Annotated in this window: 10 protein-coding genes; 6 read left to right on the forward strand and 4 right to left on the reverse strand. The window is 71.0% G+C overall.

Features of this window, described 5'->3' with window-relative positions; genetic code table 11:
• Positions 1 to 61: 61 nt before the first annotated feature.
• Together ACX80P_RS05320 and ACX80P_RS05325 are read left to right on the forward strand one after the other, a co-directional pair.
• Positions 62 to 349 (forward strand): hypothetical protein, encoded by a 288-nt coding sequence (locus ACX80P_RS05320; RefSeq protein ID WP_459277009.1) that lies wholly within the window; start codon positions 62 to 64, stop codon positions 347 to 349.
• A 214-nt stretch (positions 350 to 563) separates the two neighbouring features.
• Positions 564 to 1,028: a hypothetical protein gene (locus ACX80P_RS05325; protein WP_459277010.1), complete on the forward strand. Its 465-nt coding sequence runs from the start codon at positions 564 to 566 to the stop codon at positions 1,026 to 1,028.
• Positions 1,029 to 1,069: 41 nt separating this feature from the next.
• On the opposite strand, the gene mfd is transcribed toward ACX80P_RS05325, so the two are convergent.
• Complete coding sequence (mfd, locus tag ACX80P_RS05330; RefSeq protein WP_459277011.1) at positions 1,070 to 4,672, reverse strand: transcription-repair coupling factor; 3,603 nt, start codon at positions 4,670 to 4,672, stop codon at positions 1,070 to 1,072.
• Positions 4,673 to 4,904: 232 nt separating this feature from the next.
• On the opposite strand from mfd, the gene ACX80P_RS05335 reads away from it, so the two are divergent.
• The 4 genes from ACX80P_RS05335 to ACX80P_RS05350 are packed head-to-tail and all read left to right on the forward strand — an operon-like array spanning position 4,905 to position 8,768.
• Positions 4,905 to 5,402, forward strand: a complete 498-nt coding sequence (locus ACX80P_RS05335) for a DUF2505 domain-containing protein (RefSeq protein WP_459277012.1) — start codon at positions 4,905 to 4,907, stop codon at positions 5,400 to 5,402.
• A 52-nt stretch (positions 5,403 to 5,454) separates the two neighbouring features.
• Positions 5,455 to 5,676: an SCO4848 family membrane protein gene (locus ACX80P_RS05340; RefSeq protein WP_459277013.1), complete on the forward strand. Its 222-nt coding sequence runs from the start codon at positions 5,455 to 5,457 to the stop codon at positions 5,674 to 5,676.
• A 35-nt stretch (positions 5,677 to 5,711) separates the two neighbouring features.
• A complete protein-coding gene (nhaA, locus tag ACX80P_RS05345; protein WP_459277014.1) occupies positions 5,712 to 7,070 on the forward strand; it encodes a Na+/H+ antiporter NhaA in 1,359 nt (452 codons plus the stop codon).
• 9 nt (positions 7,071 to 7,079) lie between these two features.
• Positions 7,080 to 8,768 carry a sensor histidine kinase gene (locus tag ACX80P_RS05350; protein ID WP_459277015.1) on the forward strand — a complete coding sequence of 563 codons (1,689 nt, stop codon included), beginning with the start codon at positions 7,080 to 7,082 and terminating at the stop codon, positions 8,766 to 8,768.
• A gap of 30 nt (positions 8,769 to 8,798) precedes the next feature.
• On the opposite strand, the gene sufU is transcribed toward ACX80P_RS05350, so the two are convergent.
• From sufU to ACX80P_RS05365, 3 genes are all read right to left on the reverse strand, one after another.
• Positions 8,799 to 9,251, reverse strand: coding sequence for a Fe-S cluster assembly sulfur transfer protein SufU (sufU, locus tag ACX80P_RS05355; protein ID WP_459277016.1), 453 nt, complete (start codon positions 9,249 to 9,251; stop codon positions 8,799 to 8,801).
• Positions 9,248 to 10,567, reverse strand: coding sequence for a cysteine desulfurase (locus ACX80P_RS05360; RefSeq protein ID WP_459277017.1), 1,320 nt, complete (start codon positions 10,565 to 10,567; stop codon positions 9,248 to 9,250). The genes sufU and ACX80P_RS05360 overlap by 4 nt, the downstream gene beginning before the upstream one ends.
• A gap of 141 nt (positions 10,568 to 10,708) precedes the next feature.
• Positions 10,709 to 11,866 carry a glycosyltransferase gene (locus tag ACX80P_RS05365; RefSeq protein WP_459277018.1) on the reverse strand — a complete coding sequence of 386 codons (1,158 nt, stop codon included), beginning with the start codon at positions 11,864 to 11,866 and terminating at the stop codon, positions 10,709 to 10,711.
• Positions 11,867 to 11,930: the final 64 nt, after the last annotated feature.

Here is an 11,930-nt window from a genome sequence, read left to right on the forward strand (position 1 = left end):
CACGACCGCAGCACCCGGCCCCCGCACGACCCCACGGCACGAACGCATTCAAGGAGAACCAATGTCACACGACCTCAGCGCGGAGCGGCAGCCTGCGCATGCCGGCGAAGGCCACCTCATCGGGAACATCGTGGTGTTCGTGATCATCATGGGTGCCTTCCTGCTGGGCATCTACCTGCTCAACTGGCTGACCCTGGACGCCGTCTGGCCGATGGCGGCCATCCTCGTCCTCTCGTTCCTCGTGTTCTTCATCCCGCAGGGGATCCTGGGCCGCGCGGACACCGGGTACAACCTCGCCGAGGGCAGGCAGACCGACGAGAAGGAGACGTCGGCGGGCGTCAGCTCGTAACGACGACGACGGCGTACCCGCCGCTCCCGTTTCTCGCGAGAAGAGGCTGTCCCTGCAGGGGCGGCCTCTTCTCATGTCCCGCCGCCCCTTGATCCCGTCCGACGATCGCCTCACAGTGGATCGCATGGATCGGCGTGGGGGCGCCGGCTGGACGGCCCCGATGCCTGCTCCGGTCCCCGGAACAGTCCGGGGACGACGAGAAAGGAACGGACCCATGACCGGAACGACAGCTGCTCCAGCGCCCGCCCGGGTCATTGCCACCGCCGTAGGCGTGGCGGTCCTCGCGAACCTGGTCCTCTTCCTCGTGGGCGTACTGGCCGGAGCCGGCTACGCGTTCACGTCGCCGGCGGGGCCGGCGACGGTCGACGCCGTCGTCGTCGCCGCGTTCACGATCATCCCGCTGGCGCTCGGCCTCGCCGTGGTCGCCGTCCTGCGTCCCCGGTGGCCGTGGGTGGTGGGCGTCGCCCTGATCGTCGCCCCCGTCCTCGAGATCGGCACGATCTTCGCCCTGACGATCCCCGCCGACTTCGACGGGCGAAGCACGGTCGCGCTGGCCCTGTGCCATCTGGCACTCGTGCCGGTGACGGTGGAGGCCCTTCGCCGGCTGCGCGTCGACCCGCGTGGCGGCGCGGTGGCGGAGCGTCGCAGGAACGGCCGACGAAGCGGGTCAGGCGGCTGACGTCCATGCCGCCTCCTCGCGTGCGGCCGCCGGGGTGACGGCTACGCGGCGAACACGGCGTCGAGCACGTTCCTCGCCCAGTCGAGGATCTCGGCGTCCACGAGGTCGCGCCCGCCGATCCTCGCGGTCTTCGGCTTCGGGACCAGCACGGCGTTGAGCGCGGGCTTCACGGTGGAGCCCGGGTACATCCGGGTGAGGCGCATCTGCTTGGACTCCGGCAGCTCGGCCGGGGCGAACTTGATGAAGTTGCCCTGCAGCGCCACGTCCGTGAGGCCGAGGGCCCGGGCGGACACCCGGAAGCGCGCCACCGAGATGAGGTTGACGACGGCGGCCGGCGGCTCCCCGTAGCGGTCGTCGAGCTCGGCGACGACGGCGTCGATCGCCTCGTCCGTGACCGCCGAGGCGAGCTTCCGGTACGCCTCGAGGCGGAGCCGCTCCCCGGGCACGTAGTCGTGGGGCAGGTGCGCGTTCACGGGCAGCTCGATCTTCATCTCCGCCGCCTTCTCCTCGGCCTCGCCGCGGAAGCTCGCGACGGCCTCGCCGACGAGCCGGATGTAGAGGTCGAACCCGACGCCCTGGATGTGCCCGGACTGCTCGCCGCCGAGCATGTTGCCCGCGCCGCGGATCTCGAGGTCCTTCATGGCCAGCTGCATGCCCGCGCCGAGCTCGTTGTGCGAGGCCACGGCCTTGAGTCGCTCGAGGGCCACCTCGCCCAGCGGCTTCTCCGACGGGTAGAGGAAGTAGGCGTAGGCCCGCTCGCGCCCGCGGCCCACCCGGCCCCGGAGCTGGTGCAGCTGGGACAGCCCGTAGGAGTCGGCGCGGTCCACGATCAGCGTGTTCGCGTTGGAGATGTCGAGGCCCGTCTCGATGATCGTGGTGCAGACCAGGACGTCGAACCGCTTCTCCCAGAAGTCGACGATGATCTGTTCGAGCCGGGACTCGGTCATCTGGCCGTGCGCCACGGCGATGCGGGCCTCGGGTACGAGCTCCCGCAACTGCGCCGCGGTGCGGTCGATCGAGGAGACGCGGTTGTGCACGAAGAACACCTGGCCCTCGCGCATGAGTTCACGCCGGATCGCCGCGGACGCCTGCTTGTCGGTGTAGGGGCCCACGTAGGTGAGGACCGGGTGGCGTTCCTCCGGGGGCGTCGCGAGTGTGGAGGTCTCGCGGATGCCGGTGAGGGACATCTCGAGCGTCCGCGGGATGGGTGTGGCGCTCATCGCGAGGACGTCCACGTTGGTGCGCATCTTCTTCAGCGCCTCCTTGTGCTCGACGCCGAAGCGCTGCTCCTCGTCCACGATCACGAGCCCGAGGTCCTTGAACGAGATCTCCTTCGACAGCAGGCGGTGCGTGCCGATGACGACGTCGACCGCCCCCGAGGTGAGGCCCGCCGCCGTCTCGCGGGATTCCTTGGCGGTCTGGAACCGCGAGAGCGCGCGCACGCGCACCGGGAACCCGGAGAAGCGCTCCGAGAAGGTCTCGAAGTGCTGCTGGACCAGCAGGGTGGTCGGCACGAGCACGGCCACCTGCTTGCCGTCCTGGACGGCCTTGAACGCGGCCCTGACGGCGATCTCCGTCTTGCCGTAGCCGACGTCGCCGGAGACGAGCCGGTCCATGGGGACCTCGCGCTCCATGTCCGCCTTGACCTCGTTGATGGTGGTCAGCTGGTCGGGTGTCTCGACGTACGGGAACGCCTCCTCGAGTTCGCGCTGCCAGGGCGTGTCGGGGCCGAACGCGTACCCCTTCGACGCCATACGCGCGGAGTAGAGGCGGATCAGCTCGCCGGCGATCTCCTTGACGGCCTTGCGTGCCTGGTTCTTGGTCCTGCTCCAGTCGGAGCCGCCCATCTTGCTCAGCGCCGGCGCGTCCCCGCCGACATAGCGCGTCACCTGGTCGAGCTGGTCCGTGGGCACGAACAGCCGGTCCCCGGGGGCCCCGCGCTTGGACGGCGCGTACTCGAGCACGAGGTACTCGCGCGTGGTCCGGGTGGGCCCTGCCCCGGTGGAGCGCTGCAGCAGTTCGACGAACTTCGCGACGCCGTGCTGCTCGTGGACGACGAAGTCGCCCTCCTTGAGCTGGAGGGGGTCGACGGCGTTGCGGCGGCGCGAGGGCATCTTCCGCATGTCGCGCGTCCCCGAAGCGCTCGTGCGGCCGAGGAGGTCGGCCTCGGTGAGCAGTCCGAGCTTGAGCCCGTCCACCACGAAGCCGCGGCCCGCGCACGCCGTGGTGATCTCGATGATGCCCGGCTGCGGGGTGGCCTCGAGGGACTCGACGCGGCTCGTCGGGATGTCGTTGTCGTGGAAGAGTTCCGCGAGGCGCTGCGCAGGGCCGGGGCCCTCCGTGGCGACGACGACGCGCCACTGGTCGCGGACCCGCCCCCCGATGAAGTCCATCATCTCGGCGACGTCGCCCTGGTAGCCGCGCGGCTCCCGGGCGTGCAGGGTGAAGCTGTCGACGTCGGCGAGCTCCTCGTCGGCCCCGAAGGACGTGATGCCCCACCAGGCGACGGAGTGGGCGAGCGCCGTCGCCCGTGTGTCGGCGAGCGAACGGAAGCTCGCCTCCTGCAGGTCGGCGCCCAGGGCGCCACCGAGATCCAGCGGCGCGGCGCCGCCGTCGGACGCCGTGGACCACGCCGCGGCGAGGAACTCCTCGTTCGTGGCCGCGAGGTCGTGGGCCCGGGTACGCACCTTCTCCGGTTCGAGGACGACCGCGATCGAGCCGGGCGGCAGTTCACCCATGAACGGCACCATGGCGTCCACGAGCACGGGCGCGAGCGACTCCATGCCCTCGACGGCGATCCCGCCGGCGATCTTCTCCAGCATGGATGCGGCCGCGGGCAGCTCGGACCGCAGCTTCGCGGCCCGGGACATGACGGACGCGGTGATGAGGATCTCCCGGCAGGGCGGGGCGTAGAGGGCGGTCGGCGGTTCGCCCGAGGTGAGGGACCGCTGGTCGGCGACGGCGAACCAGCGCATCTGGTCCACCTCGTCACCGAAGAAGTCGATGCGGACCGGGTGGTCCTCGGTGGGCGGGAAGACGTCGATGATGCCGCCGCGGACGGCGAACTCCCCGCGGTGCGTGACCATGTCCACGCGCGCGTACGCGGCGTCGGAGAGGGCCCTGACGACGTCGGAGAAGGCAACCTCGTCGCCGACCTTCAGCGACACGGGCTCGAGGTCGCCGAGCCCGGCGACGAGTGGCTGTACGACGGCGCGGACGGGCGCGGTGATGACCCGGACGGGGGAACCCCCGGGGTGGGCCAGGCGGCGCAGCACCGACAGGCGCCGGCCGACGGTGTCGGAGCGCGGTGACAGGCGTTCGTGCGGCAGGGTCTCCCAGCTGGGGAACTCCTCGATGGCGCTCTCCGGCAGGTAGCTGCGCAGCGCCGACGCCAGGTCCTCCGCCTCGCGTCCTGTCGCGGTGATCGCGAGGACCACCGGGACCGCGCCCTGCGCGGTGCCGTCGGTTCCCGGGACGGCGTCGAGGCCGTCCACCATCTCCGCGATCAGGGGTGCGCGCATCCCCGCCGGTGCGCCGATCTGCAGGTCCGCGCTGCGCTCGTCGACACGGCGCGATGCGTTCGTCCGCACGCGTGCGTAGGACGCATCCTCGGCGAGCGCCGCGCGCAATCCGTTCAGGCTCATCTGGTGGGACTCCTCGGGCAGCGGGTGGAAACGGTGTGACGACAGCACGAAAGCCCGAGAACATGGTGCGTTCCCGGGGACGCTTCCACACTACCAATCCCCACCGACGCTCTCCGTGGCCCGTCGTGGGCTCGTATCCGGCACCGCACCGGCGGAGGCCAGGCCGTAGGATTGCGGGAGACCCCAGACCCTGTCGCCCCCGCGGCACCCGCCCTGAATCTCCGGAGGAACCATGGCATTGAACGCGTCCACCACGCTCCCCTACGACACCGGGACGGTGCTCGGCGTCTTCACGGACGAGGGCTTCGTGCGGCACATGAGCGAGTACGTGGGCGGATCCCTCGAGTCCCTCACGGTCGATGGCGACACCTCCGGCCCGTTCGTCCTCACGGCGGTCCGCACCATGCCCACCGACCGCCTCCCCGACATGGCCCGCAAGTTCGTCGGCGAGACCCTCTCCGTCACCCAGACGGAGCACTGGAGCGCACCGTCCGCTGACGGTTCCCGCGAGGCGAAGCTGGAGATGACGGTCGCCGGCGTCCCGCTGAACGTGGCCGCCGTCCAGCGGCTCATCACCCAGGGCTCGGACACCGTCGTCGACCTGCAGGGGAACGTCACCTCCTCCATCCCCTTCCTCGGCGGCAAGATCGCCGGTGCCGCCGAGCCGATGATCGGCAAGGCCCTCAACGTCCAGGCCGTCGAGGCCCGGAAGTGGCTCGAGAAGCGCTGACCGGCCCCGCCCCCCGGCACCACCCCGTCGACCCGAAAGACCCGCGCACGCCATGGACCTCCCCACTCCCCTCGCCCTCGTCCTGATCCTCGCCGGCGTCTGGACGCTCATCGTGTGGCCGCCGTTCCTGCGGCGCATCCTCAAGGACCCGCGCGCCCGCGACGAGAAGGGCGCCGCCACGCGGTTCCTGACGGTGCACGTCATGCTCATCTCGACGTCGATGATCCTGGGCGCCGCGACCGCCGTGATCGGCGTGCGCGCCCTCGTCGCCTAGCGGCGCCCGCCGCAGCCCCCCATCCAGGAGACCCCATGGCCCACGACGAGTCCCCGAAGCCAGCCGGCTCCCACCCGGTGATCCTGCAGCGCTCCAGCTACCCCGAGTACCTGCGCATCTCCGAGATCCTCCGCAAGGAGACCGTGGGCGGCATCCTGCTGCTGATCGCCGCGACCCTCGCGATCATCTGGGCCAATTCCCCGTTCTCCGACTCCTACTTCGCCATCCGCGATTTCGAGTTCGGCTACGAGCCGTGGCACCTGAAGCTCTCCGTGGGCCACTGGGCGTCGGACGGCCTCCTGGCGGTGTTCTTCTTCCTCACGGGACTCGAGCTCAAGCGCGAGTTCGTGGCCGGCGACCTCCGGCGGATCAGCCGCGCGATCGTCCCCGTGGCTGCGGCGTTCGGCGGGGTCGTCGTCCCCGCCCTCATCTACGCCGCCGTCAACCTGTCCTCCCCGGACACCCTGCGCGGCTGGGCCATCCCCACCGCGACGGACATCGCCTTCGCGCTGGCCGTCCTCGCCGTGATCAGCTCACACCTGCCCGGCGCCCTGCGCATCTTCCTGCTGACCCTCGCGGTCGTGGACGATCTCATCGCCATCGCGATCATCGCGTTCTTCTACTCGGAGGACGTCAGCTTCGTCTACCTGCTCTGGATGCTGCTGCCGCTCGGGCTGTTCGCGCTCCTCGCCCAGCGCCGGCCCAGGTTCTTCGGCACCACCACGCGCGGCCCATGGCTGATCCTCCTGCCGCTCGGCATCGCCACCTGGGCCCTCATGCACGCCTCGGGCGTCCACGCGACGGTCGCGGGCGTGCTGCTCGGCTTCTGCGTGCCCGTCCTCCACAAGTCCGACGGGAAGCCGACGCTGCCGACCTCGGACCGGCCCGGCCTGGCCGAGGTCCTGGAACACCGGTTCCGTCCGCTCTCCACGGGCTTCGCCGTCCCGGTCTTCGCCTTCTTCTCAGCGGGCGTGGCGATCGGCGGCGTCGACGGGTTCGCATCAGCGGTCACCGATCCGGTGTTCATCGGGATCGTGCTCGGCCTCGTCCTCGGCAAGCCCCTCGGCGTCCTGCTGACCACGTTCGTCGTCACGAAGTTGACCCGCGCCAACCTCGATCCGGGGCTGAGCTGGTGGGACCTGCTGGGCGTCGGCGTCCTCGCCGGCGTGGGCTTCACGGTCTCGCTGCTGGTCAACGATCTCAGCTTCGGCGCGGGCAGCGAGCACGACGACCACGCGAAGGTCGCCATCCTCGCCGCGTCCGTGCTGGCGGCACTCCTGGCGAGCGTGGTGCTGCGCGCCCGCAACAAGTACTACCGGCGGATCGACGAGGAGGAGAAGATCGACTCCGACGCCGACGGCATTCCCGACGTCTTCGAGGAGCGCGGGAACTAGGATCGGTCCATGACGGACACCGGCTGGCCGCGGGGAGCGGACGACCTCCTGGTCGCCGACGGCAGCTCGGGCCGCACTGCGGGGCGGTCCCGGAACCGCCGCCGTATCATCCTCAGCGAACTCGCCCTCACCATCACCTTCACCCTGGCCGCCGCCCTGGGTCTGTCCCAGCGCGAGGCTCTCAGTTCGACGACCGTCTTCCTCGCCGGGTGGTCCCTGAACCTCGTCGTCCTCGCCCTGTGCTGCACCCTGCCCTGGTCCAGGATCTCAAGCCGCTGGGTCATCCTGGTGCCGCTCCTGGACTTCGTGGCCGTCGGACTGGCCCGGGCGGCGGCAGGCGACGCCCTTGCGGGGGTGGGACTGCTGGCGGCCTTCCCGGTGGTCTGGATCGCGGCATCCCGGGTGCGCACGGCCACCGCCGTCGCCATCACCGTCGTCGCCTCCCTGGCGATCATCTGGTTCCCGCTGATCGCCCGGCCCGAACCGATGACCTTCGACGCCGTGATCGACCCCATCCTCCTCCCGATCATGCTCACCGGCCTCGCCTGGTTCGTCAGCGAGCTGACGAAGGACAATCGGCGGCGGCAGGAAGCCCTGCGTGCCTCGCAGGCCGCCCTGCGGGAGAGCGCCGACGCCGGGCGGGCACGCGAGCGCCTGCTCGGCACCGTCCTGGATACCGTGAGCGTGGGGGTCCTGGCGGTCGACGCCCGGGGCCACGGCATCCTCATGAACGCCCGGCAGCGCGAGGGCCACGCCGCGGCCGCGCCACCCGGCAACGACGACCCGAACGAGGCCGAGCTGCTGCTCTTCGGCGAGGACAGGGTGACGCCGCTCCCGCCGGGCCGGCGGCCGGTGCTCCGCGCGATCGCCGGTGAGGACCTCGAGGGCGAACAGGTGTGGGCGGGGACGGGACGGTCACAGCGTGCCCTCAGTATCTCCTCGCGCTCCATGCACGACGACGACGGCGCGTACGCGGGGACCGTCGTGTCCTTCAACGACGTCACCGAACTGCTGCGGGCCCTGCACGCGAAGGACGATTTCCTCTCCAACGTCTCCCACGAGTTCCGGACGCCCCTGACGTCGATCCTCGGGTACCTCGAACTGACGGCCGAACGGAGAGCCGACCTCCCGGAGGACGTGGCCGGATTCGTCGCGGTGGCGAGGCGCAACGCGGTGCGCCTCGAGAGTCTGGTCGAGGACCTGCTCGCGATCAACGCGGGCACGTTCCAGGTGGACCCCGTCCCCACGGACGTCGGCAGGATCCTGGCGGACGCGACGTCGTCGGGCGCCGTCCGGGCGGCCCGCGCGGGGGTGCGCCTGGTGAACGAGGCGCCGCGGACCCTGGCGGCGGTGGCCGACCCGGTACGGCTGGCGCAGGCCGTGGACAACCTGGTCAGCAACGCGGTCAAGTACAACCGGCGCGGCGGCAGCATCACGCTCGACGCCGCCCTCGGCGAGGACGGGCTGACGGTCCGCGTGGCGGACACGGGGATCGGCATCGAGGCCGAGGAGCTGGACCAGGTCTTCGACCGGTTCTTCCGGTCGTCGTCGGCCCGCTCGTCGTCGGTGGAGGGCGTGGGGCTGGGGCTGCTGATCACCAAGAGCATCGTCAGCGAGCACGGCGGGTCCATCACCGTGACGAGCGAGGCGGGCCGCGGGACGTGCTTCAGCATGCTGATCCCGCAGCCGGCCCCCTGACCGGCGGTCGGCCCGATGGCCGCTGCGCTGCTACGCGTTGGCCGCCAGGAGGGATTCCTCGAGCGCGACCCACGCGAGCATGGCGCACTTCACCCGGGCCGGGAAGCGCGAGACGCCGGAGAACGCCGCGGCGTCGCCGAGGACCTCCTCGTCCGCCTCGATCCTGCCGCGCGAGCGCAGCACCTCGCGGAAGCTGTCCACGAGGCCGATCACCTCGTCCCGGCCGAGGCCCTGCACGAGGTCGGTGAGGACGGAGGCGGAGGCCATGGAGATGGCGCACCCGGCGCCGTCCCAGCTCACGGAGTCCACGGTGCCGTCGGCCACGGCTGCGCGCAGGGTGATCTCGTCGCCGCACACCGGGTTGAGCTGGTGGGATTCGCCCGTGCGGCCGGCGCCGTCGTAGTCCCGCAGCGGGGAGCCGTGCCGCGCCTTCGCGTGGTCGAGGATGATCTGCTGGTACAGCTGTTCGAGGCCCGTGCTCATCGGTGTGCTCCAAAGAAGGGACGGACCAGCGCGACGGCGTCGAGGAACGCGTCCACCTCCTCCGTCGTCGTGTACAGGTAGGTGCTCGCGCGGGTGGTCGCGGTGAGCCCGAAGCGGCGGTGCAGCGGCTGGGCGCAGTGGTGGCCCACGCGCACCGCGATGCCCTTGTCGTCCAGGAACTGCCCGACGTCGTGGGCGTGCACGCCGTCGACGTCGAACGCCGCGAGCCCGATGCGGGGACGGCCTGGCTCCGGCCCCAGGACCCTGATGCCGTCGACGGCGCCGAGTCCCTGCACGAGGCGTGCTCCGAGCGCGGTCTCCCACGCCTCGATGCGCTGCATGCCGGTCTCGGCGAGGTAGTTCGCTGCGGCGCCGAGGGCGATGGCCTGGGAGATGCGCTGCGTACCGGCTTCGAAGCGGTTCGGGGACGGCAGGTACTCCGCGCGCTCCATGGTCACGGTGGTGATCATGGAGCCGCCGGTCAGGAAGGGCGGCAGCGCGTCGAGCAGCTCCCTGCGGCCGTACAGGGCACCGATCCCGGTGGGGCCGAGCATCTTGTGCCCGGAGAACACCAGGAAGTCGACGTCCAGGGCCCTCACGTCGACGGGGAGGTGCGGCACGGACTGGCAGGCGTCCAGGAGGGTGAGCGCGCCGACGCGCTGCGCGAGGCGCACGAGTTCGGCCACCGGGTTGATGGTGCCGAGCACGTTCGACGCGTGGGAGAAGGCGACGAGCTTCGTCGCCGGCGTGATGACGGCCTCCGCCTCCTCGAGGCGCAGCGTCCCGTCCTCGGCGACGGGGATGAAGCGGAGTTCGGCGCCGGTGCGGGCCGCGAGTTCCTGCCAGGGGATGAGGTTGGCGTGGTGTTCCATCTCCGTGACGACGATGCGGTCGCCGGGGCCGAGGGCGAAGCGGCGTGCCGCCTCTCCCCCGCGCCCGAGGGTCGCGTTGGACATCGCGTAGGCGACGAGGTTGATGCCCTCGGTCGCGTTGGAGGTCCAGACGAGCTCGTCGGTGCGGGCGCCGATGAACCGGGCGACGGCGGCGCGGGCGTCCTCGTAGGCATCCGTGGCGTCGACGGCGAGGGCGTGCGACCCGCGGTGCACAGCCGCGTTGCGCTGCTCGTAGAACTCCTGCTCCGCCTCCATCACGCTCACCGGGTTCTGGGAGGTGGCGCCGGAGTCGAGGTAGACCAGCGGCCTGCCGTTGACCTCGGTGCCGAGGATCGGGAAATCGTTGCGGATGCGGTGCACTTCGGCGTCGGACAGCCCGGCCCCGGACGGGGTGAGCGTGACGGGCGTGTCGATCACGGGCACGGCGGGCTCCTCGGGTCGGGTGTCCCCTGCGGCAATTACGCAAGAATTCTCTGCTCTAATCGTGCCACCCCGGACGGCCCGCGGCATCCCAGTGTTGCCTAAGGTGGCCCCGGCGCCCCCTGGCACCGCTACCGATCGGTGCTACCCGGCCGTGCTCGTCCCCGTCCCGGCGATGGACGCGACGACCTCGTCCCGGTACTTCGTCGGAGCATGCTGCTCCTGGGCGCGCAGCCGGTCGTCGACGGCGAGTGCGCTCCAGCGGGACCAGTCGTCGATGATCACTTCCACGGCCGACGCGACCAGGCCGGGGTCATCGGGGTCGACGAACCGGACACTGCCGTAGCCGGTTCCCGCTTCGAGGAGGCCCGGCATGGCCGAGACCACGGCGGGCCGGGCCGCCAGCATGGCCTCGATGACGGTGTTGCCGAAGGATTCGTCGAGCCGCGCGGGGATGAGGACGATGTCGGCGTCCTCGACGATGTCCCAGATGTCCTCCCTGAACCCCAGCATCCGGACGGAGTCCTGGAGGCCCTGACCGGAGATCCGATCGGCGAGGCCGCGCGCGTACTCCTCGTTGCCGCCGAACACCGCTCCCACGACGTCCAGCCGCACCGTCCGTCCTCGCCGGCGGAGTTCCGCGGCAGCGTCGATCGCGACGTCCACGCCCTTCCGGTGGGAGATCCGGCCGATGTACACGAGCTTCACCGGCTCGTCGAGCTGCCCACGGGGGTCCGTCACGGACAGCGGCCCGGCTACTCCGTTGTAGACGAGCTGCGCCCGCGACGCCGTGCCGGGCAGTGACTGGCCGAGGACGCGGATGGTGTACCGGCTGTTGGCGATCACCTCCGAGGAGAAGAGGAGCGGCAGGGCGAGCAGGTGCCGGATGAGGGGACGCACGTGACCTTCCGCTTCATGGACGTGCACCAGGACGCGGCACCCGGCCAGGCGCGCGAGGATGGGCCACCAGGGGATGCTCACGGTATTCACGTAGACGATGTCCGGCCGGTGCCGCGCCAGGAAGCGGGCGATGGCGGCGACCGACCGGGCGCTCTGGACGAGCAGCGACGCGGCCCCCCGCAGCGACAGGAGATTCTTGCGCAGCACCAGGGTCCTGACCACCAGGGGCACCGCACCCCTGGCTCGGACGTGGGACAGCAGTGGCCCGTCCGTCGGGACCACGACGACGACGCCCGCACCCGACCGGACCAGCCCCTCGAGGGTCTCGAGCATCATCCTGTCCGATCCGTACAGGTCGGCCGAGGGGTGCGCGATGACGATCTTCTGTCCGGTCAAGTCCATGGGAACCTTCGGCTAGCCGTTGGGATGACGAATGCGGATGGGTCGGAACACATCCTCCCCTCCG

The organism is Arthrobacter arabinosi (genome assembly GCF_054511115.1).

Coding starts and splice junctions, on each gene's coding strand:
- mfd (WP_459277011.1), bottom strand. CDS start 4,672: ATGAGCCTGAACGGATTGCGCGCGGCGCTCGCCGAGGATGCGTCCTAC.
- ACX80P_RS05340 (WP_459277013.1), top strand. CDS start 5,455: ATGGACCTCCCCACTCCCCTCGCCCTCGTCCTGATCCTCGCCGGCGTC.
- nhaA (WP_459277014.1), top strand. CDS start 5,712: ATGGCCCACGACGAGTCCCCGAAGCCAGCCGGCTCCCACCCGGTGATC.
- ACX80P_RS05320 (WP_459277009.1), top strand. CDS start 62: ATGTCACACGACCTCAGCGCGGAGCGGCAGCCTGCGCATGCCGGCGAA.
- ACX80P_RS05325 (WP_459277010.1), top strand. CDS start 564: ATGACCGGAACGACAGCTGCTCCAGCGCCCGCCCGGGTCATTGCCACC.
- ACX80P_RS05365 (WP_459277018.1), bottom strand. CDS start 11,866: ATGGACTTGACCGGACAGAAGATCGTCATCGCGCACCCCTCGGCCGAC.
- ACX80P_RS05350 (WP_459277015.1), top strand. CDS start 7,080: ATGACGGACACCGGCTGGCCGCGGGGAGCGGACGACCTCCTGGTCGCC.
- sufU (WP_459277016.1), bottom strand. CDS start 9,251: ATGAGCACGGGCCTCGAACAGCTGTACCAGCAGATCATCCTCGACCAC.
- ACX80P_RS05335 (WP_459277012.1), top strand. CDS start 4,905: ATGGCATTGAACGCGTCCACCACGCTCCCCTACGACACCGGGACGGTG.